Source organism: Pirellulimonas nuda (genome assembly GCF_007750855.1).
Lineage (GTDB): Bacteria > Planctomycetota > Planctomycetia > Pirellulales > Lacipirellulaceae > Pirellulimonas > Pirellulimonas nuda.
Genome location: NZ_CP036291.1, coordinates 5,174,285 through 5,199,761, shown reverse-complemented (window position 1 = coordinate 5,199,761; position 25,477 = coordinate 5,174,285). Strand labels below are relative to the sequence as shown.

The window sequence follows — 25,477 nt, the reverse complement described above, 5'->3', positions numbered from 1 at the left end:
GCGCGATTGGGCGCCGGATGGGTCGATATGCGACCGGTCGGTGGACAAAAACCCCTCCAATCGGACACCCCCCTGCGATCTAGCGGACACCTCGTGGACAAAACCCCGCCCCTTTGTTGGCCGCGGCATCCGCGGCGCGCACCCTTTGCGCCACGCCCGGCGACCACGCCGGGCTGTCGTGATTGTCCGCGACCGGGTGGCTATTTGCGACCCAAAAACAAGCGGCTCGGGCCGGGCCTGGAGTCCCCGCGTAGCGAGCAAGCGAAGTCCGCTATGCGTAAATAAATGGGGACCGTCGCGGGCTGGCGGGGCGATAGCGCGACGCTCGCTTGTGCTGCAAATTCGTTGGTTTTGCCCGCGGATCTGCGGGCCCGGGCGGCTCCAGACGCGACCGCGGGCGCCCGCGGTTTCCCGCGGCGCTCTGTCGCGAGTCGCTTCGCCTGCCAGAGCCCGTTGTGTATAGTTGTATCGCCCGGATGCCGCGATGAGTTGGCCGCAGGCCTGGCAATCTAGTCTCTTTTAGGCGCCCGTATGACCGAGCGAGTTTTAGCGGCTACTCGATCCTTCCTCGCTGAACGTGTGGCGGTTTGGACCGTGGCGGTCGCCGCGGGAGGGTTGGCGTCGCCGATCGCCCTTGGAGCAGAGCAGCCCGCCGCGGACGCCGCGGTGTTGCAGGCGGCCGATGGCGAAGGGCGTCAGGCGCACCTGCGGGACTACTCCCAGCGCGTGCGTCCGTTGCTCGGCAAGTATTGCTTCGGGTGCCACGGGCCCGAAGAGCAGTACAGCGACGTGCGACTCGACGTGCTCGACCCCGACACGATCGGCGGCGGCGACGCGGACCGCTGGGACGCGGCGCTCGACATGATCAACATGGGCTACATGCCCCCGGAGGACGAGCCCCAGCCCAGCGACGCCGAGCGGAGGGAGTTGGTCGATTGGATGACCCAGTCCATCGACCTGGCGAAGCGGTTTCGCAAACGGCCCTCCGCGGGGGCGGTCCGTCGGCTGACGCGCGAGCAGTACTCCAACTCGCTCGCCGAGCTGCTGAGCCTGCCGATCGACTTTGGCCGGAACCTTCCCAATGAAGCCAAGTCACGCATGGGGTTCTCTAACAGCAGCGAATCGCTGCTTACCTCGCCGCTGCATGTTGAGTACTACCAGTCCATCGCGCGCGAAGCGATCGACAAAGCCATCAAGACCGGCGACCGTCCGGAACCCAAGCGTTACCGAGCGACCCTCGGCGCCAACGTCGGCGTCGGGCGGCACGCCGCGGTGATCGGCGGCTACCAGTCGGCGCCCATCCCACGCGAGCACGTGCTTGTCGAGGTCCTGGACGAACAAGGGCGGCCACGCGTCGGCCAGACGCCCGCCGAGGTCGCCGAGCTAAGAGAGATCGAGAGCAACATCGGCGTCGGCATGCGGGGTTCTAGCAGCGACCGCTACCGCATCGTTGACGACGGTCTGATCCTTTTCTCGGCCCTGCCGCACAAGGAACAAGCCCCCAAGTCGTGGCAGGGTCCGTCGCCCAACATGAAGCTGCTGCTGCGACGCTGCTTTCCGAGCGAGGGGCCGTTTGTGACGCGGGTCACGGCGTCGCTGGCCGACTACGCGGACTGCTACCAGGAAGAAGGGCTGCTGCAGCTCCGCTCGTCCGAGCCGATGGCCCGGTTGGCGAGCGACTCGAGCGGGCTCGTCGCGCCGGCGGATGCGGTTGTCTTGACCGCGGCCGACTGCAAGCGGCAGAGCGGGCTCACGATGCAGGGCGCGGCGCTGGTGCCGGAGGACGTCACCAAGACGTCTAGCGGCAGTCTCAGCTTTCGGGTCTCCGAGCCGGGCTTGTACCAGATCGACTTGGTGCATCCGGCCGCGGCGGCGGACGGCATGCCCTCGGTGTCGCTGGAGCTCGACAAGTCGGCCCAACACTTGCGCGTCGAGCCGGGGCGCCCAGGGCAAAAAGGACTGTCCGTGACGCCGATGGCCCACGCCCAGCTTTCTGCCGGGAGGCATCGGCTCAAGGTGGGGGGCAGGTTCTTTGTCGGCTTCCGCGAGGTCGTGGTGTCGCCCATCCCCGACGACCACCCCGTTAGCCTCTCGCTCCGCGAAGAGCGTTCGCGGAGCCAGGGAGGCCCCGTCGGCCGCGACTCTGCCTTGAGGGCCTTTGTCGGCTCGCGCACCGATGACGGGATGGAGTACGCAGAGCTCGGCCAGCCGCGCGTCGTCGATTCGCCCTCAGACGATCTCGAGACCTACGAGTTTCGGGGGTACCTAGAGAACCTGCCGATCCCGATCTTGGACGAAACAGAGAAGAGCAGTTTGTCCAACATCATGGTGGTCGGGGTCTGGAACGATCATCTGGTCAAGGACTTCTCCGATTGCGGCGTGCCGATCGTGGTGCGTTCGATCGAGTTTGAGGGCCCGTCGTATCCCGTCTGGCCCCCCGAGAGCCATCAACAGGTGTTTTTCGAGTCGCCGCTGCGCGAGACCGACCCCGACGGCTATACCCGCGAAGTAATCTCTCGGTTTATGACGCGGGCCTTTCGGCGGGCGGTCGATCAAGAAGAAGTCGATCGCTACGTCGATTTCTGGACCGCCACCCGCGTCGACTACGACAACTACTACGAGGGCGTGAAGGAGACGCTGGTGGCGGTGCTCTGCTCGCCCCATTTCTTGTACATCGCGGCGCCCGATGGGCCGGCCGCGGGCGACGCGGCCCTGGCCGAGGGGCTGGCCTATTTCTTGTGGAACTCTCCGCCCGACGAAGAGCTCTGCCGCCTTGCGGCCGACGGGACCCTGCGGCGCGAGCTGCCCCGGCAGGTCGAGAGGATGATCGCCGACGCGCGGATCGAGCGGTTTATCGACACGTTCGCCACCGACTGGCTCCGCCTGGACCGCCACGCGTCGATGGACGTGAACGTGGACGCCTACCGGGACTACACGCGGTTCGTGAAGCGGGACATGGCGTTGGAGACGAAGGCGTTTCTGCTGCACGTGCTGCGTGAGAAGCTGAGCCTGCTGACGTTCATCGACTCGGACTTCGCCATGCTCAACCAGAACCTGGCCGAGTTCTACGGGATCTCGGGGGTCGAGGGGACGCACTTCCGGCCCGTGTCGGTGTCGCCCCAGATGCACCGTGGCGGCCTGCTGTCGCAGGGGGCGTTCCTCTGCGGGCACTCGGACGGCACGCAGGCCCACCCCATCAAGCGGGCCGTCTGGCTGAAAGAGAAGATCCTGGGGTCTCCCGTTCCGCCGCCGCCGCCTAACGTCCCGGCGCTCAACCCCGAGACGCCTGGATTCGAGAAGCTGACGCTCAAGGAGCAGCTCGACCTGCACCGCGACAAGCCGTCCTGCGCGGACTGCCACCGCACGATCGACCCGTACGGCGTCGTCTTCGAGAACTACGACGCCGTCGGACGCTTCCGCACGCAGGCCAAGGGCAGGCCGGTTGACGCCCGGTCGGTGCTGCCCGAGGGGGCCGAGATCGACGGGGTCGACCAGCTCAAGGCGTACCTGCTAGAGCACCAGCGCGACGTGGTCACACGCTCCGTCGTAAGCCACTTGCTTGCCTACGCGCTGGGCAGAGATGTATCGTATACCGATGAACAGGCCATCGACGACATCGTTGCTCGCGTCGCGGCCGACGACTACAACTTGCAAACCGCCGTGCTGGCGATAGCAGAAAGCCCAGCGTTCAGCGGACTCGACGCAGAGCCGCCGACGCCCGAGCGTCAAGGAGACCTACCATGAGCCGACAACCATGGCGATTGAGCCGAAGGACCTGGCTACGCGGCGCGGGAGTGGCCTGTGCGCTGCCGTACCTAGAGGCCATGGGTGTTAGGGGGGCCATGGGAAACGGGCAAGCCGCCGGCCTCGCGGGAGACCCGACCGGCGCTGCGCCCAAGCGGCTCTGCTACGTCTATTTTCCGAACGGGGCGAGTCTTCCCCCCGAGTCGAACCCCGCGCACCGGGACTGGAGCTGGTTCCCGCTGGGTGAGGGGGCGGACTATCAAACCACCAAGGTGCTCGAGCCGCTCGAGCCGCTGCGCAAGAAAATGACCGTGCTGGGTGGGCTGAGCCACCCCAACAGCCGGCAGGTGTTGGGGCACCTGGCGGGGGACACTTGGTTGACCGGCGGCGACCTCCGCGGCTCGACGTACCAGAACCGGATCTCGGTCGATCAGTTCGCGGCGCGCCGCCTTGGCAAGTACACGCGGTACCCGTCGCTCGTACTGTCGACCGACGGCGGGATCGGCTACAAGTCGCGCGTGTCGACGCTGTCGTTTGCCGACGGCGGCCGCCCGATCCCCTCCGAGAACCGCCAGCGGCAGATCTTCGAGCGTTACTTCGCCCCCAGCGGCGGGGCGACCACCAGCGAGCGGAGGCAGAGCCTCGAGCGGCGCAAAAAGATCGTCGACCTGGTGATGGAAGACACCGCCAGCCTGCAACGCAGGCTCGGCCAGGACGACCGCAACCGCGTGGACGAGTACCTGACCTCACTGAGTTCGGTCGAAGAGCAGATCGCCCACAATGAAGAGTGGCTGGACATCCCGCTGCCGCAGGTCGACGGGGGGAAGATCGATTTCGACAGCAACCCCGCGGTCGACCCGACCGCGTACCTGCGGACGATGTTCGACCTGATGGTGTTGGCGATTCAGACCGACATGACGCGGGTTCTGACCTACATGATGGCCCGCGAAGACGGGATGGGTTTCGGCGAGAACTTCCCGAAGCTGGCGTTGGGGATCAAGAAGGGGCACCACGGCATCAGCCACGACCAGGCCGACGGGCACTGGGAAGAGTGGGGGAGCTACGACCGCTGGCTCGCCGAGCAGTTCGCCTACTTCCTGACCCGGCTCGACCAGGTGCGCGACGGGGACGGTTCGCTGCTGGACAGCACGCTGGTGCTCTACGGCAGCGCCTGCAGCACCACGCACAACGCGGTGAACTACCCGCTAGTGTTGGCCGGGGGCGCCGCGATGGGCGTCCGGCACGGGCGCTACCTGAAGCAGCAGAAAGAGACGCCGCTTTCGAACCTGTTCGTGAGCATGCTCAACACGGTCGGGATCGAAACCGAGCAGTTCGCCGACAGCACGGGGCCGCTGGTCACCGACACGCATCGGCTCTTTTAGGCGAGGGCGCCAAGCGAGCGGCAACGCAAAGCAGGGATGGAGAAGGATCGCCACGAAAAGGCACAAGAAAGCACAAAAGGTGGGGATAGGCACAAGCGTTCAGGAACACACGAACTCCACGGTCATTTGTGAAGTCGCGACAGCAAACGCCCCGAGCGTGTTGATCTAGGATCGCTTCTCTTCGTGCCCCCTCGTGGCAATCGTAATCGTACGGTTCGCGGCTAGGCGTCCCACGCCACCGTACGCTGCGTCTGCTCTCCGAGCCCCGCGATGGAGAGCCGCATCTGCTGGCCGGGCCGCAGGTAGACGGGGGGCTTCTGGCCCAGCCCGACCCCCGGGGGGGTGCCGGTAGAGATGATGTCGCCCGGGTGCAGCGACATGAACCCGCTGAGGTAGCTCACTAGCTTGGCCACCCCGAACACCATCGTGCGGGTGTTGCCGTCTTGGTAGCGCCGGCCGTCGACCTCGAGCCACATGTCCAGGTTCTGCGGGTCGGCGACCTCGTCCTTCGTCACCAGGTAGGGGCCGAGCGGGGCGAAGGTGTCGCAGCTCTTTCCCTTGACCCACTGGCCGCAGCGTTCGAGCTGGTACTCGCGTTCCGAGAGGTCGTTCACCACGCAGTACCCCGCCACGTAGTTGAGCGCCTCCTGCTCGCTGACGTACTTCGCCGTTTCGCCGATGACGACCCCCAGCTCTACCTCCCAGTCCGACTTCTCCGAGCCCTTGGGGATCACCACGTCGTCGTTGGGGCCGACGATGGCGCTGGTGGCCTTCATGAACAGCACCGGCTCCGCGGGCACGTCCATGCCCGACTCGGCGGCGTGGTCGGAGTAGTTCAGGCCGATGCACATGAACTTGCCCACCCCCGCGACGCAGGGGCCCAGGCGGGTCGCCGGGTCCACGACCGGGAGTTTGTCGATCTCGTGCCGGCGCAGCCCGTCGAGCGACGCGCCGGACAACGCCTTGCCCGACACGTCTTCGATCACGCCCGCCAATGACCGCAGGGTGCCGTCGGTGTGCAGCAGGCCGGGCTTCTCTTGTCCGGGGGCGCCGTAGCGTAGGAGTTTCATGTTGCTCTCGCGGGTTGTAACGGATCTAGATGCACCAGCCGCCGTCGATCACGTGGATGGCGCCTGTGGTGAACGCAGACTCGTCTGAGGCGAGGTAGACGGCCAGCGACGCGACCTCTTCGGGCGTTCCGATCCGCCCCATCGGTTGCCGGGCGACAAACGCCTTGCGTGTTTCCTCGTAGTCTCCCTGGGCGCGGATCCGTTCTTCCAGCGAAGGGGATTGGACCGTGCCGGGACAGATGGCGTTGGCGCGGATCCCCTTGCCGACGAAGTCCGCGGCGATCGCCTTGGTGAGGCCGATGAGGGCCCCCTTGGAGGCGCCGTAGGCGAACCGGTTGGGGACGCCCGTGACGCTCGAGGCCACCGACGCCACGTTGACGATGCTGCCGCCGCCGCGGGCGAGCATCGCGGGCAAAAAGGCCCGCGTCACCTGGTAGGCGGACGTGACGTTCAGGTCGAACGAGCGGCGCCACGCATCGGCGGTGCAGTCGAGGATCGTGCCGTGGTGGACGTAGCCCGCGCAGTTGAACAACACATTGATTTCCCCCTCCTCGCTCGCCAAGCGGTCGATCGCCTGGACGTCGCACACGTCGAGGGTGGCGATCCGCAGGCGGGGCTCCTCTTGCTGCAGCCGCTGGAGCATCGGTTCGTTGATGTCGGTGGCCAGCACCTCGGCGCCCTCGCGACAAAACGCCAGGGCCGCCGCTCTGCCGATCCCCTGGCCCGCCGCGGTGGCGAGGACCTTCTTGCCTTCGAGTCGTTTGCTCATTGTCGTGTTCGCACCATGGATGAAGTCTGCACGTACGCCGCCCCTAGCCGCCGGTCTTGGCCCGCCACACGGGGCCGTCTGGGTAGCGGTACTGGTCGAGGGTCGACGGGTGGATCTCAGCGCTGTAGCCGGGGCTGTCGGGGGCCAGGTAGCGTCCGCCACGGACCACCGTGGGGTGCACGAAGTGTTCGTGCAGGTGGTCGACGTACTCCGCGACCCGGTTGTCTAGCGACGCGCCGACGCGGATGTAGTCGATCATGATTAGGTGGCTGACGTACTCGCACAGCCCTACGCCCCCGGCGTGCGGGCAGACGGGGACCCCGAACTTCTTGGCCAGCAGCAGCACGGCGAGCACCTCGTTCACGCTGCCGAGCCGGCAGCTATCGATCTGGCAGAACGAGACGGCGCGCATCTGCAGCAACTGCTTGAACACCACGCGGTTCTGGCACTGCTCGCCGGTCGCCACGCCGATCGGGGCGATCGCTTTGGCGATCTCTGCGTGACCGACGACGTCGTCGGGCGAGGTGGGCTCCTCGACCCACCACAGGTCGTACTCGGCCAGGGCCCGCACCCAATCGATCGCCTCGGCGACCTCCCAACGCTGGTTGGCGTCGACCATCAGCCGGCGGTCGGGGCCGATCTCTTCGCGGATGATCGCCGCGCGGCGGCGGTCGTCTTCCAGGTTGGCGCCCACCTTGAGCTTGAAGTGGTCCCAGCCCTCGGCGAGCGCGGCCCGGCACAGCTTCCGGATGCGGTCGTCGGAGTAGCCAAGCCACCCCGCGGAGGTGGTGTACGCCGGAAACCCAGACTCCAGCATCTGCGCTTCACGCGCCGGCTTGGTCGCCTCGTTGGCCTGGACGATCTGCAGCGCCTCGGCCCGGGTGAGGGCGTTGTCGAGGTAGCGGAAGTCGATGCAGTCCACCAGTTGCTGCGGCGACAGGTCGCACACCAGCTTCCACAGCGGCTTCCCCTCGGCCCTCGCCCACAGGTCCCACACCACGTTGAGCAGCGCCGCGGCCGCCAGGTGCACGACCCCCTTCTCGGGCCCCAGCCACCGCATCTGCGAGTCATTGGTCACCCTCCGCCAGGTTCCTGAAAAATCGCCGACCAGCTCCTCGAGCGTCCAGCCAACGACCTGATCGGCGAGCGCCCTCACCGCGGCGACGCAGAGGTCGGTCCCCCGCCCCAGCGTGAAGGTAAGCCCGTGGCCCACCAGGTCGGGGCGGTTGGTCGCCAGCGTGACGTACGCGGCGGAATAGTCGGGGTCGGTGTGCATGGCGTCCGAGCCGTGCGCTTCTTCCGACGTCGGGAACCGGAGGTCGATGACCTCGCAGGCGGTGATACGAATCGCTTGGGTCATGGTCGTGCTGGTCGCCCGCTGCCGCGGGACGGTTCGAACTGTGTGTGTGGCTCTGCTTGGCGGTTGAACGGGCCCGGCGCCCGCTGCGTGGCGTTTGCAAGGGTTCAATGGATGAACCTGGCTTATGCCGTTGTCCGGCCGCCGCGGGTATTCACCATGAACCCGTACACCGCGACGAACACAAAGCAGGCCGCCGGCAGCATGAACGAGGCGCGGACCGCGGTGGTGGGGTCGCCCCAGAAGCCGCTCCCCCAGTCGATCACGTACCCCTGCAGCGGCGGCATCAACGCACCGCCGACGATCGCGAAGATCAAGCCCGCGGAGCCCAGCTTGGCGTCGTCGACGGTAAGCCCATCCAGCGCGATGCCGTAGATGGTGGGGAACATCGCGGCCATGCAGGTAGAGACCAGCACCAGGCTGATAATGCCGGCCTGGGCCGGCAGCACCACCGACCCCAGGCTGAACGCGATCCCGCCGATCGCCAACACCCCCAGCAGCAGCCCCGGGCGGACGAAGCCCAACACGTAGGTCCAGACAAAGCGGCTGCAGAGGAACAGGCACATGCCGGCGATGTTGTACCACTGCGCCGCCGACGCCGTGACGCCCAAGACGCTCATGCCGTACTCGATGATGTTGGTCCAGCACATGATTTGCGCGCCAACGTACAGCCCCTGCGCGAGCACCCCCCCCAGGTACTTGAAGGTCGCCAGGTTCGCCAGCGTTTCGGTCAGGTGGATGGGGTCTTCGCTGTGCCCGGTGTGCGGCATGTGCGAGAACAGGAACGCGATCAAGACGCCGAGCACCACGATGGCGATCGCCACGTACGGCACGCGGATGACCCCCAGGTCGTGCGTCCTGAGGGCCGCGTACGCTTCGGGCTCCTCTACCGAGAACGTCTCCATGGCCGCCGACACGTTCTGGCCGATCTCGCCGGGCGAGATCCCCATTTCCTTGTACTGAGGGTTCGCGTCGATATGCTGCTGGCGGAACTCGTTCACCTGCAGGTTGGGCAGCACCAGCACGGCCGCGACAAACATGCCCGTCAGCGAGCCCACGGGATTAAACGCTTGGGCCAGGTTCAGCCGACGCGTCGCGGTACGCAGGTCGCCCATCGAGAGGATGTAGGGGTTGGCCGAGGTCTCCAAGAACGCCAGGCCGAACGTGATGATGTAGAAGCAGCCAAGAAACAGCCAGTAGTTCTGGCTGATGCTCGCCGGGATGAACAGCAGCGCCCCGATGGCGTACAGCGCCAATCCGATGACGATGCCCGCCTTGAACGAGATCTTGCGGATCACCAACGCGGCGGGGATGGCCATCGTGGCGTAGCCGCCGTAGAAGGCCATCTGCACCAGGTTGCCCTGCCAAGCGGGCAACTGAAAAATCTGCTGAAACGACTTGACCATCGGGTTGGTCACGTCGTTCGCAAACCCCCACAGGGCGAACAGCGAGGTAACTAAGATAAAGGGGAAAACGTACCGCGGCGAGACGACCTGAGGCGCTGCTGTTTGAGACGCCGCGTCCGCGCGTGCGGCCGTAACTTCTGCGTCACCCGCGGCCGTCGGATGGATTGAGTTTGCCAAATGTCTTGCCCTGGTTGAGAAGAAGCGAATTGCTCAGGTCGCAACAGTATAGCAAGCAGCCTCGGCGAGCGCCACTCACGGGGGCGCCGGCCCCGAGCCGAGGTTGCAGCCCAACGCGGCCGGCGCCCTGATGGCGCGGCGTGCTGAAACAGGCTTCTTCCGCCGGGGCGCACCCAAACCTTTGGCGAGAGTACGAGGGCCCCAAGCTGCGTCAGGCAGAGCCTGACCCGCGGGGTTCCTTGCTTAAGTTGCGGGTCGGATGCACACGAGCTGCTCTTTCCGCTGGTCGCCGGAACCGACGCCCACGCGCAGGAACAGGTCGCTGCCGCTTACCGCGGGGCTGGCGTAGCAGTCGTCCCCCAGCGGGTTGCGGGCGACCTCGTGGTAGCCCTCGGAGCTCGCCTCGAAGACGACCGTTTCGCCGGAGAGGTTGGGGACGTAGACCAGGTTGCCGCTGAGGATGGGGGAGGCGCTGAAGGCGCCGCCGATCCGCTGCTTCCACTTCACCGCGCCGGTGGCCGCGTCCCAGCACCAGCCGATCCCCTCGTCGGTCACGGCGAACAGGTTCCCTCCCGCCAGCAGCATCGAGGGCTCGTAGACCTTGGTGTTGTTGCTCCAGAGGGTCTCGCCCGTGCCGTCGCCGGCGACGCAGACCGTTTGCCGGGCGGGGAAGCCGCCGCTGGCGAAGATCTCGGTCCCGTTGGTGATCGGCGTGCCGCAGGTGGCCTCGGAGATCGCCTGGCAGGTCCACAGCTCCTCGCCGGTCGCGGGGTCGTAGCTGGCGAGTTTGTCGCCGCCGGTGATCACCAGTTGGTCGCGGCCGGCGATCGTGGCCAGCAGGGCCGACGAGTAGGTGTCGATGTTCGCCCGTTTGCGGCGCCAGACGATCTCGCCCGACTCGCGGTCGAGCGCGGCGATGAACGCGCCGCCGGCGTTGTCGGCCGGCACGATCACCAACGACCGGTACAGCACCGGCGACGGGGCGTAGCCGAACTTGGGGCGGAACGCGCCCAGCTCTTGCTGCCACGCCTGCTTGCCCGCGGTGTCGAGCGCGGTGGCGACGATCTTGCCGTCGTTCAGGAAGGTGGCGAACACGCGCTCGCCGTCGCTGGCCAGCGTGCCGTTGGCGTTGGACCCCTTCTGGTGCACCTGGCGGTCGCTCGGGAAGCCCCCTTCGTGGACCGTGGTCTCCCAACGCTTCTGGCCGGTCGCCCGGTCGTAGGCCAGCACCACCTGGCGGTCGGGGCCGGTAACCGCCGAGGCGAGGTAGATGGTGTCCCCAATGACGATCGGCGACGAGTGGCCGCGGCCCGGCACGTCTGCCTTCCAGGCGATGTTGGTCGAGGCGTCCCACTGGGTGGCCAGCCCGGTGGCGTTCGTGGCGCCGTCGATGGTCGCCCCCCGCCACTGCGGCCAGTCGGCCGCCGAGAACTCGAGCGGCTTAACGCTGTCATTGGAGGCCGCGACGGCGGTCACCTCGACCACCTGAACCGGGGGGCCTTGCCCGCAGCCAGCGAAAGCGAGCAATCCGCCGGCGATCGTGCGGAGCAGGGCAGACGGGGGGTAGCGTTTGATCAAAGGTATTCCGCTGGGTAGGGGACAACCGGGGCTGGGTTTTGGTAGGGTAGGCGCCTCGAAGGATCTTAGCAGCCGGTCGAAGAACGGATTGGCAGGCGGTTTTCGAGGACGCGGGGCGCTGCAACGCCGGCGCCCCGCGTCCTCGCGTCCCCCACCCTCAATAACGCAGCCGAGCCGCAGGATTCAACAGGCCTCGCGAGGCGTCGCGACGATTGCTCCAAGAAATATCCCCGCTGCCTCGCGGCCGACAAGCGTCGGCGGGCTTTCGCGGAGCCGTTTAGACATGGGTTGGGCGCCCAGAGCGGCCTTCCCCCACGGCCGGGGGGAAAACTTGGCTAGGCTCGCCTGGACCCCTGGGCTGGCGACGGGGGTTTGGTGGGTTAGGCTAGTCCGCATCGGCTCGGTTTGGTTCCATCCCGTCCCCTCTTCGAAATAGCTCCTATGGCCGCACTCCCCCGTCGACAGTTTCTTTCGCAGTCCGCCGCGGTTGCCGGCGCCTGGGGCGCCGCCAGCGGCCTGGCGCAGGCCGCCTCGCAGGAAGGGGCCGGTCCGCCCGCGGCGGGGCGCCAGTTCTACGAGTGGCGGTCGATGCGCCTGGCCGGGGCGTCGCAGCAGGCTCGGGTGCTGGAGTACCTAAAGTCCGCGGCGCTACCCGCCTGGGGCCGGTTGGGGATCGGCCCCGTGGGGGTGTTCACCGAGATCGGCCCGCAGGCCGGCAGCGACGTGCACGTGCTGCTGACGTTTGACACGCACGAGCAGTTGCTCGGCGAGCGCACCGGCCTCGAAGCAGACGCCCCCTACCGCGACGCCGCGGCCGGCTACCTGGCGGCGGGGAAGGACGACCCCGCGTTCGGGCAGATCGACAGCTCGCTGCTCGTCGCATTTGCAGGTCAGCCGAAGCTGCAGACCCCGCGCCAGCGGCCGCGGGTGCTGGAGCTGCGGACCTACCACAGCCACAGCGAGGCCAAGGCGCGTCGCAAGGTAGAGATGTTCAACGAAGGCGAGATCCCGATCTTCCGCAAGGCGGGGTTCGAGACGGTGTTCTTCGGCGAGTCGCTGATCGGCCCCGGGCTGCCCAACCTGAAGTACATGCTGGCCGCCGACGACATGACGGCCAACGAGGCGGGCTGGAAGGGGTTCATCGGCCACCCCGACTGGGCGGCGATGAAAGACCTGCCGCGCTACGCCGACACGGTGTCTAAGATCGAGAAGTTGTTCTTGAAGCCGGCGGCGTTCTCGCAGGTCTAGCGGGCGGTTGGGGATCGGGGGCGAGCGGTCGAGCGACAGAACGACAGAACGCAAAGGAGGGCAGCGATGCGCATTCTGGCAATGTTGATGGCGTGCTTTGTCTCGTCGGCGACTACCGGCTGGTCGCAGTCGGCGCGACCAGAGATGGCCGCGGCGATCGACAAGCAGTGGGGGTCGCTCCCGGCAGAAATCTCGGGGCCCTACCGGTACGCCTACTCGGCAGACGGCTACAACCAGGACCGCGATGACGTGGCGGGTTCAGCCATGGCCGTGGCCATCTTCGACCGCGCCGGCAAGGCCGACCGGATCGCTCACTTCCACTTCAACACCAATTTCGGCGGTGCGCCCTCGCACGCCCAGGAGCACCGCAAGAGCGCGCTGCAAACGGCCGTTCTCTTCGGCATCATTGAAGAGGAGAATGGCAACGACGCCTTCTTCGACGTCGCCCGGTCTCCACAAGAACGCCTAGACGCCATCGACCACTTTGCCGGGGAGATCAAGAAGACAAAGGCCTCCGACCCGCTCATGGTTGTCTGCGCCGGCGGCGTGCAGACGGTGTACCTGGCCGTTGAGGAGGCCATTGCCCAGGGCGCCACGGAAGAAGCGCTCCGGAGCACGACCTTCTTCTCCCACAGCGACGCGAACGAGAAGACGAAGAGAGACGACCACGAGGACTACCGTAACAACTGGCAGAATCTGAAGACGCTCGCTCCCGCTTCCCGCTTCATCGACTACCGCTCTCCCCTGGTGAACGCCCGGCGTACCGGCGGGGTGCAGCCCTCGCAGAACTCATCGGCCTGGAACCAGGGGCCCCGCGGGGGCAAGGGGCAAGGGGTCAAGGACTGGCAGTGGTTGGCTGACTACGGAGACGCCGTCCAGGGGTTCGGGTTCTCTGGGACCAAGGGGGAGTGGCTGCTGACCCGCTTGAAGGCCGCCGGCGCCCCCGAGCTTGGGCATAACGCGAACGCCGAGGGGGACGCCTCTGATGCAGCGATGGTGTACGTGCTAATGGGGGGCCAAACAGACGCCACGATGGACGAGATCAAGACCTTCTTCTGCGGGCCAGAACCCAGCGCAGACGAGTAGCCCACACGGGTCGTGACCCCGAACGTGCCGGCGCAGCAGCGGCTTATTGCAGCGGGGCGACGTTGGCCGCCACGAGCGTTGTGAGCAGGCCGACGGTCCCCATGATCGCCAGCAGCGGGGTCCAGGTCTTGAGCGACTCGACCTCGGTCAGGCCCCCCATCTTGCAGTAGATCCAGAACCCGCTGTCGTTCATCCACGAGCCCACCAGCGAGCCCGCGCCGATGGCGGCCGCCAGATAGACGGGGTGGAACGGCAACGCCGCCAGCCCCGTGTCGGAGAGCGCGCCGGCCAGCAGCGCGCTGGTGGTGGTCATGGCCACGGTGCTGGAGCCCTGGCTGAACTTGAGCAGCGAGGCGGTGGCGAACGCCATCACCAGCAGCAGCTCGCCCTTGTCGGCCAGTTGCGAAACGTCGCCCAACTGCTGGGTGATCACGCCGCCGATCCCCGCCGCGGCCAGCATCGCGCCGAACGCGCCCCCCGCGGCCGTGATGAGGATGATGACCGCGGCGCTGCCCAGCGACTCTTCGACCAGTTCCGCGACCTGGCGCCGCGTCGGCCGCCGCATGGCGACCAGCAGCGTGAGCGCGACCGCGGCCGAGGCGATGAGCGCCAGGCTGGGGTTTCCGACCAGCGCCCCGTAGGGGGCGGACCTGGCGGCGAAGCTGGCCGGGTCGGCGTCCTTTGCGAGGTAGCTCGAAAGCGCGCCGGTGGCGATCATCAGCACCGGCAGCACCACCGGCAACAGCGCAGGGATCAGGCGTGGGAGGGGGAGCGTGGCCGGCTCGTCGGTCTCCGGCGGTTCGTCGTCACCCGCGAAGGGGCGCATGGCGATCGGCATCCGCCGGTTGCACCACGCGGTGAACGCGAGCCCCGCGACCGCCATCGGCACGCCGATGACCGAGCCCACCAGCATCATCATGCCGAAGCCGACCGATAGCTCCTCGGCGGCCGCGACCGGCCCGGGGGTGGGGGGCACCATCGTGTGGGTGACTACGCCGCCGGCGCAGATCGCCATCAGGTACTTCAGGTAGTCGCGGTGCGTCTGCTTGTAGAGCGACCGCGCCAGGGGCGCCAGCAAGAAGAAGACCGTGTCGAAGAAGACCGGCGCCGAGAGGAAGAACCCGCTCGCTGCCAGCGCCGTGCTGGAACGCTTGGGCCCGAACAGGCGCAGCATGGCCTGCACGATGCGGTCGGCAGCGCCCGAGTCGAGCATGCACCGCCCGATGACCGCCGCCATCGCGATGATGACGGCGATCTTGCCCGCGCTCTCGCCCAACGCCTTGGTGAGCCGCGGCACCACGTCGGCCGGGTCGCCGGGGCTCAGCAGGCTCACTACCAGCGCAGCGCAGATGAGCGCCACAAAGGCGTGCAGCTTCAGGCCGATCATCAGGCCGAGCACCGTGACGATGCCGACCGCGAAGATCGCCAGCGGGGGGAGTTCGGGCATCGGCTATTCTCCGGAGAGGATGCTTTCGGCGTACGCCGGCTCGCCGGTGAGCGCGTTGTAGAACGTGAAGGTCACGATCGGCTTGGGGTAAGCGATGGCGCGCGTCCCACCTAATTCGACCGGGTTGTTCAGCACATTGGTGACCCGCGCCACGCAGTAGTGGGGAAACATCCGCTGATCGCGGGGGATGTCGTCCCAGGCAGTGGTGGACCAACGCACCTCGCACGGGCGCGGACCGTGCTGGAAGGCGCCGTTCAGCGGGCGGTCCCCTTCGTCGCTGAGGCGGTGGTTGACGGAGTTGTGGGGCCCCGCGGCGAACTCCCAGACTTTGTCGGTGATCTTCACGGCGAAGCTGTTGTGGAGGTCGCCGGTGAGCACGAACACCGGCTTGCCGAGGGCGTCCCAGGCGTCAATCAGGCGTTCGCGTTCGTCCAAGAAGGCGGTCCAGGCGTCGTCCTTAGTCGCGGCGTCGAAGTGGTGGCCGCCGCCCCCGACGTGGGGGACCATGAAGTTGACGGACGAGACCACAAAGAAGAAATCGGCGTCGCTCGCCTGCATCGCCCGCAGCAGCCAGTCTGCCTGCTGATTGCCCAGCATCGAGAGGCCCGGCTTGTCGGGACGCTGGAGGTCGTGCAACTGGCGGTGCGAGCGTGTGTCGAGCAGGAAGAACTCGCAATTGCCCACGCGGAAAGCCCCGTACGAGCGGCGGCCGATCGTGTACGCGCTCTCGCCGGTCGCGGACGCGGCAGGCGTGATCCGCAGCCGGTGGGGGTCGATCACCTTCACGATGTCGTACACCCTCGCGTTGGGGTCGCCCCCGACCACGTCCCCGGTCGGAACGTCCTTGACCCCCGAGTCGGGCGTGCCCCATAGCACGTGCAGGTTGCCGGCCTGACGCAGGTCGAGCCGCGAAAAATCAGCGTCTGGGTCGAACAAAACGTCGCTCCCGTCGGCCAGGCGGCAGCGCCCGAACTGGACGGGTTGCTGGTGAACGGCCGGCGTGCTCCAGCCGAGGTAGTCGAACCAACCGGCGATTGCAATGTCGCGGAACACGCTGCGGCGGTTGCGGTACCCGGTCTCGCCGCTGGCGATGATGTCGTTCACCAGTTCGTGGTCGTCGAACGTAAAGTAGCTCGGCACACGGCGGTGCCACGCGCGCAGGTTCTGCGCTCGCGCGGCGTAGGTCTTGTAATTCTGCCACACACCGCAGACCTGGGGCATGACGTCGACGATCGCGGGCGACTTCTCATGCGTCAGCCCCACTTGACGGCGCCAGGCCTCGGGGGGGTAGTCGCGGTCTTCCTCGTAAATCCAGTCGCCGTTGAGGATCGCGAAATCGACCTTGCCGGCGACGTCCCGGTTGAGCGTGTCGAAAGCCGGCAGCGTCGGCCCGAGCCCGTCAGTTGGGCTTTGGTTGTTGCAGCAGGCGAACTGGAATGAAAAGTTGAACAGCCCCTCGGGGTTGAGCTCGGGGTCCTTCAATTCCTGAGGGTCCGGGAGCGTATGGAAGTCGCCGGCGGGAAACTGCCGGCGACCATCGACGTAGACGGCGTAGTCGTACTGCGCGTCCGGGGCCAGACCCTTGAGCTGGACGACACCGCACAGGTCGTGCTCGATCGTCGTGGCGACCGCCGCCGAACTTCTCCAGCCGCCAACGCCTCGCGTGTCGCGGTATTTGACCATCAGCTCGGCGGGACGCGTGGTCCGCGCCCACACGGTCATCCCATGGCTTCTGGGCCGGCCGAGCATCGGTCCGTGCGACATCGTAGCGGTGGCTTGTTCGGCGCCCGCGGCCGGGGCCCCCGAATCGTCCGCGTACGCAGCCGCGGTGTTGGCCAGCCAGCCGAGCGAAAAGGGGAGCAGCCAGAGCGGGAGTGAACGAGTACGCATCGGGCGGTCCCGTTGGCGGTGAAGAGCGGTTGGACGGGTGGGGATCGAGAAGCGACAAGGAACCGGCCGGGCAGGCGCATCCTTGCCAAGACCCGCAAGTCGAAAGTAGTCTAACCGAAACGTCAGTCGCATTCTCTAGATTCTTTTCCGCTTGTCATCAGTCCGCGTTCGCGTCGCCCCGCTCCGCCCATGAAGATCAGCCGCGTTACGCCGCTAGTGCTGGGGACCCCTTGGCGCGACCTGACTTTCGTCAAGGTAGAGACCGACGAGGGGCTGGTTGGCTACGGCGAAGCCCGGGCGCTGAACCGAACCGAGTCGCTGCTTGGGTACCTGAAGGAAACGACGCCCCGCCACCTCTTGGGGAGCGACCCGATGCGGATCGAGGCGCTGGTTCACAAGCTCTCCCGAAACGACTTCGGGCGCCCCGGTGAGGTAGTGATGACCGGCATCGCGGTCATCGAGATGGCTTGCTGGGACATCATGGGCAAGGCCCTGGGGCTGCCGGTATACGCGCTGCTCGGGGGCGCCGTGCGCGATCGGATCAAGGCCTACGCCAACGGCTGGTACAAGGTCGAGCGGACGCCGGACGAGTTCCAGCAGGCGGCCCGGACCGCGGTGGCCCGCGGCTACCGCGCATTGAAGTTCGACCCCTTTGGCCCAGGATTCTACGAACTCGAGCGGAGCGAGCGGTTGCGGTCGGTCGCGCTGGTCGAGGCGGTCCGCGACGCGGTGGGGCCCGACGTTGAGTTGCTGATTGAGATGCACGGCCGGTTCAGCCCGCCGACCGCGATCGCGCTGGCGCGCGACCTGGCGCGGTTCGACCCCGGCTGGTTCGAAGAGCCCGTGCCGCCGGAGAACCTCCGCACCCTGAAGAAGGTGGCCGACGCGATCCGCCCGCTCGGCGTGCCGGTGGCCGTGGGCGAGCGCATGCACACGCCGCACGAGTTCGCGGAGCTGCTGGAGTTGCAAGCGGCCGACGTGCTTCAGGTAGACATCACCCACTACGGCGGCCTGCTGAACACCAAGAAGCTGGCCGGCTGGGCGGACGCCTACTACCTGCAGATGGCGCCCCACAACGTCGGGGGGCCGGTCTCTACGGTCGCCGCACTCCACCTGGCCGCCTGCACCACCAACTTCCGCATCCAAGAAAACTTCAACGACTTCGACGAGCCGTACGTGCTGGACGCGGCGCCGGGGCTGCCCGCACTCGACACAGACGGCTGCTTCCCGCTGCCGCAGGGGCCGGGACTAGGGTTAGAGGTCGACGAGGCGCTCATCGCCGAACACCCACAGCAGACAGCCCACTTCAACCTCTTCGCAGACAACTGGCAAAAGCGCGAAGGCGCCAGATAGTTCACCGCCGACCCACGACCCCGGTACGACCATGCGACTGGTGCAGTTGCTCGACGCACAAGACCAGCAGCGCGTCGCCCTAGTGGCTGGCGACCGCTTGCGTCTTTGCCAGTCAAGCGCCAACGTCGCCGAATTAGCCACCCGCGCCTACACGGAGGGAATCGACCTGAGCACGCTGATCGACAGCCTCGTCACGGACGACTCGCTGTCGTACGACGAAGCGATCGCCCAGCGCCGGCTGCTCCCCCCCGTCTCACACCGCGACCCGGCCCACCAGTGGGTGACCGGAACGGGGCTGACCCACCTGGGGAGTGCCAGCGCCCGCGACAAGATGCACGCGGCCCAGGGCAACCACCATGCCGACGAGACCGACACGATGCGGCTGTTCCGCTGGGGCGTCGAGGGGGGCAAGCCGCCGGACGGCGGGGTGAGCGTGCAGCCCGAGTGGTTCTACAAGGGGGACGGCGACTGCGTTGCGCCCCCCGAGCACCCGCTCGCGTCGCCTGCGTTCGCGCTCGACGGTGGTGAGGAAGCCGAGCTCGTGGGGCTGTATGCGATCGCCCCCGATGGCGTGGTCGTAAGGATCGGCTTCGCGATTGGCAACGAGTTCGCCGACCACGTGATGGAGCGACAGAACTACCTTTACCTAGCCCACTCGAAGCTGCGCCCCTGCTCGTTCGGTCCCGAGCTGCTGGTCGGCGACGCGCCGGAGTCGATCGAGGGGAGCGTAGCGATCCGCCGCGGCGGCGAAACGGTTTGGTCCGCGACGTTCCTGACCGGTGCTGCAAACATGGCGTATGAGCTCCACAGCCTCGAGCACCACCATTTCAAGTATTCCTCCTTCCGCCGCCCCGGCGATGTACACTGTCACTTCTTCGGCACCGCCACGCTCAGCTTCGCCGCGGGCGTGCGGGCCGAGCCGGGAGACGTGTTCGAGGTCAGCGCGCCGGGGTTCGGCAAGCCGCTGCGCAATCCACTAGCTGTCGAGTCTGATCCAGACCGCACGACCGCGGTACACCCCTGCCGCTAGCCAACACCAGAGCTCAACCCATGACGATGCATCTCAAAGTCTTTCACGCAATTCGAGTCCGCAGGAGCGCGATCATGCTCGCAATGCTCGCGTCAATGACGCTCAACGCTCCGGTCGGGGCGGAGCAACTCGACGTCTGGCTCGGCACCTCAACGCCCCCGGCGGGCCGCAGCCGCGGCATTTATCACGCGACGTTGAATGACAGAACCGGCGCCCTCTCGAAAGCCCGCTTGGTCGCCGAGGTCGCCGAGCCCGGCTTCTTGGCGCTCCACCCGTCGCTGCCGGTGCTGTACGCCGCGGCGACGGTCGACGGCGCCCCGTCGGTCGTCGCGTATAGGATTGCGGGATCAGGGGAGCAGGCAAATCTGCAAAAGATCGGCGCCCAGCCCATCGGCGACGGCGGCGCAGCGCACCTGTCGGTCGATCGGACCGGGAAGGTTCTGATGACCGCGCAGTACGGCGGCGGATCGGTGGCCGTGTTCCCGCTCTCGGGCGACGGCGCCGTCGGGCCGCGCTCGCAACTGATCGAGCACGAAGGCGGCTCAGGCGTAGTCGCCGACCGCCAAGACGCCCCCCACCCGCACATGGCGCGGGTCTCCCCCGACAACCGATTCCTACTTGTCCCCGACCTCGGCGCCGACCGCGTTTACATTTACCAGCTCGATCCCAACAAAGCACAGCTCACGCCCAGCGGCGCCGTTCAAACTCCCCCCGGCGGCGGGCCTCGGCACTTGGCGTTCCACCCGAACGGGAAGTGGGCTTACTTGGTCAACGAGCTGGCGATGACCCTCTCCCTGCTCGACTGCGACTGGGATGCGGGCAAGCTGTCGGTCAAGCAGACCGCCCCTACCCTCAGCCCAGAGCAGATCGCCGGCGAACGCTTCAACAGCGGCTCAGACGTGTGCGTCCACCCTTCCGGTAAGTACGTTTACTCCGCCAACCGCGGCCACGACACCATCACCGCGTTCAAGGCCGATCCGTCCTCCGGCGCGCTCAGCCTGATCGGGCAAGTGCCGGTCCGCGGCGCCCACCCGCGCAATTTCAACCTCGACCCCTCGGGCCGCTGGCTGCTGGCGGCCGGGCGCGACAGCAACACGCTGGCGGTTTTCGCCATCGACCCGTCGACCGGCGCGTTGCAGTTCACCGGCACGGTCGCGGACGTGCCGGGCCCCATTTGTGTGGTGTTCGGCGCAGATCGCGCGGCTCCGTGAAAAGACCTCTCGCAGAGGCGCGGAGACGCAGAGGATTTGGCGTTCAATGACCAATGAACGCCACTCGACCGGACCGGGCTTTGCGACGGTCTCGGCCAGAAGATTGAACCGTTCTATCTCTGCGTCTCTGCGTCTCTGCGAGAGGAAACCGGTCTTGGCTTGGCGCCCCGCCTACGGCGCCGGCGGGAAGCGTAACTCGCGCTGGTAGACCTTGCCGCCGGCCACGGCGCAAAGCGTTGAGCTGTCCCCCTTCCAGAACAGCGCAGTGATCGGCTTCTGGTTCGGAGGATTGATGAAGAGCCGGAGCCGGCCCTCGCTGTCGAGGTACTGAATGCCCGCGGCGGTAGCGCAGTAGGTCCAGCCGCGGGGGTCGGCGGTCATCGCCGTGACGCGGGGCGTCTCTTCTCCTCTGGCGGCCTGCACCGCGAGCTGGGGGTGATGCGCGCCGATATCAACCGTCGCCGAGCCGGCCGAAGCGGGCGCCGGCTCGCCGGAGGGCCGCCAACCCTTGCCCGGCACCACCACGCAGTCTTCGCTCGGCTGGCGCTCGCGCGCCGCGATCGGCTGGGGGTAGTCGCGCCACAGCCACCGCATGGCTTGCGGCATGATCGCTCGCCCGTGCTCGGGGCTGTGCCCGCCGTCTCCCCAGTCGTGGGCGACGTCGTAGCCGGCCCACTCCAGCGAGCTGAGCATCGTCTGGTTGGCCAAGAACCAGTTGCCGGCAAAGTTGTTCAAGTCATTGCTGCCGTCCGCCAAGTAAACGCGGATCGGCTTGGGCTCGGTCTTGCGCACCAGAGCTTCGAGGTTGTGGCCGCCGCGTAGGTCGGTGAAGCTGCCGATGGTGCTCAGCACCCGCCGGAACGCGTCGGGACGCTCCCACGCGGCGTTGAGGGCGCAGTGCCCGCCCGAGCTGGCGCCGGCGATGCAGCGGTCGTTGGGGTTGTCCGACAAGCTGTACGACTTGCCGACTTCGGGCAGCAGCTCTTCGATCAGCATCCGCGCGTAGCGTCCACCCGGCGAGTCGTACTCGAAGCTGCGGTTCTTCTTGCCGCCCGGCAGCACGCCGGGGTTCACAAAGATGCCGATTGTCTTGGGCATCTCGCCCGCCGCGATCAACTTGTCCATCACCTCGGGCAGCCGCCAGCCCTTGGCCATCCCCAGGCCGTCCTGCACCACCAGCACGCACGCCGGTTGGGCGGAGTCGTAACCCTCGGGCACATACACCCAGTACTCGCGGGTGGTGTCTGGGTAGACCTCGCTGTGAAATGTGACGGGCCCCTCGATCCGCGACGGCTCGCCAACGCAGACCGACACCAGCAGCAAGAACAAGAACGAAGCGCGTAGGGCCATGGGGGTCTCGGTGCGGGAGGATGGGTTCTGGGTCGCCTGCCGCGCCTCTTAGGGCCGACCGCCGGCCACGGAGGGTGCAGAAGAGGATCGCGATCCAGCAGGGCGACGGGCGCGGCCTCTAGCCGCAGAGCAGAGCCGGATACTAACCCCTAGGAATCCTGCTCGCAATCGTTTTTCGCAAGAGAACCCCTGTTTTCCCTACGCGCCCAACCGACGGGTGCTTCCGCATGCGCGGTGTGCTCCCGCCGCCTATTGCCGCTTTCTGCGCGGTTCCCCCGGGTCCGGTTGCCGGAGTTCTGGACAGCGGCTGATTTCGGCCCGACAATACGGCCTCTGCCCCGATCGGATGATAGTCTTTAGGGTCGCTGCTTGGGCGGGCTCTCCGACGGGTGATCGACCTCTCATCTTATACCTTTGTTGGAGCACACCCGGCATGTCTGCAGAACGTTTGCGAAACTCGCTGCTGCCCGCGTTGTTCTTGGCCCTGGCGGTTTCTTTCGCCCCGGGCCTGGCGTGGGCGCAGGACGCGGCGCCTTCCACCATGACCGCGGCCGACGCCAACGCGCCCGCCGCGGCGATCCGCGCCGCGGGGCAGGCGTTTGTTGTCGCGTTCAATCGCCAGGACGCCAAAGGGGTCGCCGCCCTGTGGACGGCCGACGGCGAGTACGTTGACGAGCAGGGCGTCCAGACCGTGGGACGCGACGCGATCGAGAAACAGTACGCCGATTTCTTCGCGGCCAACCCCGGCGCCCGCATCGAGATCGTGATGCAGTCGGTCAAGCAGATCACCCCCGACGCGGCGCTCGAGAGCGGGTCGTCGACCCTCCTGCTCGCCAAGCCGGCCGGCGCGACGTCGCGGGGGCAGTACGTTGCCGCCCACGCGAAGCAGGACGGCAAGTGGCTGATGGCCAGCGTCCGCGAGACTCCCGCCGTCGACGTTGCGCCGGCAAACGCCAACCTCAGCGACCTCGCGTGGCTCACCGGCCGGTGGGCCGCCGACAAGGGGTCGACCCACATCGAGATCGCCTTCGACCCAGTCGCCGACGGCAGGTTCCTGCTCGGCCAGACCACGCTCAGCACCGACCAGGGGTCCTCCTCCGGCGGGACGCAGGTCGTGGGACGCGACCCGCTCACCGGGCAGCTCGTCTCTTGGTTCTTCAACACCGACGGCGGCCACGGCTTCGGCGTGTGGTCGCGGGACGGCGACCGCTGGCTCGTGCGGACCGTCGGCGTCACCGGCCAAGGCGCCCCCACCCGGGCCACCAACATCCTCTACAACGCCGACGACAAGGTTCACTCCTGGCAGTCGGTGGATCGCTCGTTGGCCAATCAACCCCTGAGCGACACCGAAGAAGTTGTGATCGAACGCGTCTCGAATGACGCCGCGAAACCGAAGTAGCCTAGCGCGTTCGCTAGCCCCCTGTTCTCCCCCGGCAACCGGCCGCAATCAAACTTCCCAAGCCACCCCGTCGAGGCCCTCACCATGAAACGCTCTCTCACCGTCGCAATTGCTAGCTTGGCGTTGCTCACTTCCGGCGTCGACCTCTCGTTCGCCCGCGGCTTTGGCGGCGGCGGCGGGGGGGGCTTCCGCGGTGGCGGCGGAGGCGGCGGCGGTTTCGGCGGGGGCGGAGGTGGCGGCTTCGGCGGCGGCGGCAGCCGGGGCGGCTTTAGCGGAGGGGGCGGTGGTGGCTTCGGAGGCGGCGGAGGGGGTGTCGGCGGTGGCGGATTCGGTGGCGGCGGAGGAGGTCTCGGCGGTGGATTCGGTGGAGGTGGTGGAGGTCTGGGTGGCGGAGGCTTTGGAGGAGCCGGCGGAGCGGGCGCGGGGGGATTCGGCGGGGATAGGGGAGAGCTGGGCGGCGGTGGCGGCGGGCTCGGCGGCGGTGAGTTCGGCGGCGGCGCTCGCGCCGGCGGCGACGCCGCCGGTCTTGGCGGTCGTGGGGCCGGCGGCCAGGGCGGCGGGCTTGGCGAAGGGGGATTCGGCGGCGCGGCGCCTTCGTCGTCGCGGCTCAATTCCTTCCTCGGGCTCCCCACCGACTCTGGCCTCGCAGCGGGCGCCGGCGGCAGGGCGGGTTTCGCGGCCGGGCCCAACGGCGCCGCCGCGGGGCGTGAGGGCGCCGCGGGGGGGGTCTACGAAGGGCCGAATGGAGCAACCGTGGCCCACGGATCGGCCGGCGCCCAGGGCGCCGTGGTCGGCCCCAACCGCGCGGCTGCCGGCGGCGTCAACGCCCGGGGGACCGTGGTCCAAGGACCCGAAGGGAACGTCTACGCCCACGGCAACGTATCGGAACGCGGCGTAGCGGCCGGCCCCAACGGTGTGGCCGGCGGATCGCGTGAAGCGGGCGGCTCGGCCGTGGTGGGGCAGGGGGGCAACGCGTACGCCCGCGGCGGCGCGGCAGAACGCGGTTTCGCCGCCGGGCCTAACGGCGTCGCGGCCGGGGGCCGCGCAGCGGGGGGGGCGGTGGTGCGTGGTTCTGACGGGGTTTACGCCCACGGCGCCGTTGCCGGCCGCGGCTACGCGGTCGGGGCCGCCGGGGTCGGCACCTGGCATTGCAGCGCGGCCGACCTACGGGTGCAGGGCAACTACGTCCGTGCCGGCTACAACCATTACGGCGCGTTCGGTCGCGACTGGTACGCCCGCTACCCGGGCGCCTGGCGCCCACGCGGGTACGCCGCGGGGGTCTGGACCGCCGCTACGTGGGGCGCGCTGAACAACTGGTTCGCCGCAGACTGGTACCCGATGCCCTACAGCTACGGCAGCGGCATCACCTACGTCAACAACGAGGTGTACGTAGACGGCGAGTCGCTGGGCACCGCCCAGCAGTACTACCAGACCGCGGCCGACCTGGTGCAAACCGGCGAGCAGGCCGCGGACAACGAGGCGCCCGCCGACGACGCCGCGCCGACCGACGCCGACCCGTCGAGCGCCGACTGGCTGCCGCTGGGGGTGTTCGAGGCGATCCCGGGGGGGCAGTCGTCTAGCAAGATGACCTTCCAGATGGCCGTCAATCGAGAAGGGGTGCTGCGCGGCAATTACTACAACAGCAGCGACAACAACGTGCAGAAGATCGTCGGCGCGGTGAACAAGCAGACCCAGCGCGTGAGCTGGGTGGTTGAGAACCGCAAGAACATCATCTTCGACACCGGGCTCGACAACCTCACCAAGGACGAGTCGACCATGCTGGTGCACGACGGCCCCGACCAGACCCAGCAGTGGAGCCTGGTGCGGCTGGAGCAACCGGAGCAATCCGACCAACCCGCGGGCCAGACCGGCGCCAACTAGCCCCGAGCCGCGTCGCCCCGGCCGCGGCGGTAGTGCGACCCGCGGGCCTCACGCTATACTCGCGGTCGTGCGAACCGGGCGGGGGCCCGCCCGGTTGGT

General features: G+C 67.6%; 17 protein-coding genes. 9 read left to right on the top strand and 8 right to left on the bottom strand.

Annotated elements, in window-relative coordinates:
- Positions 1–531 precede the first annotated feature (531 nt).
- Together Pla175_RS20240 and Pla175_RS20235 are read left to right on the top strand one after the other, a co-directional pair.
- Complete coding sequence (locus Pla175_RS20240) at positions 532–3,744, top strand: DUF1592 domain-containing protein (protein ID WP_145289707.1); 3,213 nt, start codon at positions 532–534, stop codon at positions 3,742–3,744.
- Entirely contained in the window at positions 3,741–5,126 is a 1,386-nt protein-coding gene (locus Pla175_RS20235) for a DUF1552 domain-containing protein (RefSeq protein ID WP_145289705.1), read from the top strand. Before Pla175_RS20240 ends, Pla175_RS20235 begins: the two co-directional genes overlap by 4 nt.
- 221 nt (positions 5,127–5,347) lie before the next feature.
- On the opposite strand, the gene Pla175_RS20230 is transcribed toward Pla175_RS20235, so the two are convergent.
- The 5 genes from Pla175_RS20230 to Pla175_RS20210 all read right to left on the bottom strand — a co-directional run bounded on the left by Pla175_RS20230 (position 5,348) and on the right by Pla175_RS20210 (position 11,483).
- Positions 5,348–6,196 carry a fumarylacetoacetate hydrolase family protein gene (locus Pla175_RS20230; RefSeq protein WP_145289702.1) on the bottom strand — a complete coding sequence of 283 codons (849 nt, stop codon included), beginning with the start codon at positions 6,194–6,196 and terminating at the stop codon, positions 5,348–5,350.
- 25 nt (positions 6,197–6,221) lie between these two features.
- Positions 6,222–6,965, bottom strand: a complete 744-nt coding sequence (locus Pla175_RS20225; protein ID WP_145289699.1) for an SDR family oxidoreductase — start codon at positions 6,963–6,965, stop codon at positions 6,222–6,224.
- A 43-nt stretch (positions 6,966–7,008) separates the two neighbouring features.
- A complete protein-coding gene (locus tag Pla175_RS20220; RefSeq protein ID WP_145289695.1) occupies positions 7,009–8,325 on the bottom strand; it encodes an L-fuconate dehydratase in 1,317 nt (438 codons plus the stop codon).
- A 122-nt stretch (positions 8,326–8,447) separates the two neighbouring features.
- Complete coding sequence (gene fucP, locus Pla175_RS20215; RefSeq protein ID WP_231953985.1) at positions 8,448–9,905, bottom strand: L-fucose:H+ symporter permease; 1,458 nt, start codon at positions 9,903–9,905, stop codon at positions 8,448–8,450.
- A gap of 243 nt (positions 9,906–10,148) precedes the next feature.
- Complete coding sequence (locus Pla175_RS20210; RefSeq protein ID WP_231953984.1) at positions 10,149–11,483, bottom strand: outer membrane protein assembly factor BamB family protein; 1,335 nt, start codon at positions 11,481–11,483, stop codon at positions 10,149–10,151.
- 441 nt (positions 11,484–11,924) lie between these two features.
- Here Pla175_RS20210 and Pla175_RS20205 point away from each other — a divergent pair, with 441 nt between their 5' ends.
- Positions 11,925–12,731, top strand: a complete 807-nt coding sequence (locus tag Pla175_RS20205; RefSeq protein WP_145289691.1) for an NIPSNAP family protein — start codon at positions 11,925–11,927, stop codon at positions 12,729–12,731.
- A 66-nt stretch (positions 12,732–12,797) separates the two neighbouring features.
- Positions 12,798–13,817: a hypothetical protein gene (locus tag Pla175_RS20200; RefSeq protein ID WP_145289688.1), complete on the top strand. Its 1,020-nt coding sequence runs from the start codon at positions 12,798–12,800 to the stop codon at positions 13,815–13,817.
- A gap of 43 nt (positions 13,818–13,860) precedes the next feature.
- On the opposite strand, the gene Pla175_RS20195 is transcribed toward Pla175_RS20200, so the two are convergent.
- Both Pla175_RS20195 and Pla175_RS20190 read right to left on the bottom strand, forming a co-directional pair.
- Positions 13,861–15,264 carry a GntP family permease gene (locus tag Pla175_RS20195; RefSeq protein WP_145289684.1) on the bottom strand — a complete coding sequence of 468 codons (1,404 nt, stop codon included), beginning with the start codon at positions 15,262–15,264 and terminating at the stop codon, positions 13,861–13,863.
- A gap of 3 nt (positions 15,265–15,267) precedes the next feature.
- Positions 15,268–17,154: an alkaline phosphatase D family protein gene (locus Pla175_RS20190; RefSeq protein WP_231953982.1), complete on the bottom strand. Its 1,887-nt coding sequence runs from the start codon at positions 17,152–17,154 to the stop codon at positions 15,268–15,270.
- Positions 17,155–17,343: 189 nt separating this feature from the next.
- On the opposite strand from Pla175_RS20190, the gene Pla175_RS20185 reads away from it, so the two are divergent.
- From Pla175_RS20185 to Pla175_RS20175, 3 genes are all read left to right on the top strand, one after another.
- Entirely contained in the window at positions 17,344–18,507 is a 1,164-nt protein-coding gene (locus tag Pla175_RS20185) for a mandelate racemase/muconate lactonizing enzyme family protein (RefSeq protein ID WP_145289680.1), read from the top strand.
- A gap of 31 nt (positions 18,508–18,538) precedes the next feature.
- Positions 18,539–19,537, top strand: a complete 999-nt coding sequence (araD1, locus tag Pla175_RS20180; protein ID WP_145289677.1) for an AraD1 family protein — start codon at positions 18,539–18,541, stop codon at positions 19,535–19,537.
- Positions 19,538–19,611: 74 nt separating this feature from the next.
- The gene (locus tag Pla175_RS20175) at positions 19,612–20,748 is read left to right on the top strand and encodes a lactonase family protein (RefSeq protein WP_231953980.1); all 1,137 of its coding nucleotides are present in this window, start codon (positions 19,612–19,614) and stop codon (positions 20,746–20,748) included.
- A 171-nt stretch (positions 20,749–20,919) separates the two neighbouring features.
- On the opposite strand, the gene Pla175_RS20170 is transcribed toward Pla175_RS20175, so the two are convergent.
- Positions 20,920–22,098 (bottom strand): alpha/beta hydrolase, encoded by a 1,179-nt coding sequence (locus tag Pla175_RS20170; protein WP_145289673.1) that lies wholly within the window; start codon positions 22,096–22,098, stop codon positions 20,920–20,922.
- A gap of 433 nt (positions 22,099–22,531) precedes the next feature.
- On the opposite strand from Pla175_RS20170, the gene Pla175_RS20165 reads away from it, so the two are divergent.
- Positions 22,532–23,497: a YybH family protein gene (locus Pla175_RS20165; RefSeq protein ID WP_197527017.1), complete on the top strand. Its 966-nt coding sequence runs from the start codon at positions 22,532–22,534 to the stop codon at positions 23,495–23,497.
- Between the two features lie 84 nt (positions 23,498–23,581).
- Positions 23,582–25,378: a protocadherin gene (locus Pla175_RS26850; protein WP_261342788.1), complete on the top strand. Its 1,797-nt coding sequence runs from the start codon at positions 23,582–23,584 to the stop codon at positions 25,376–25,378.
- The last annotated feature ends 99 nt before the right edge of the window (positions 25,379–25,477 follow it).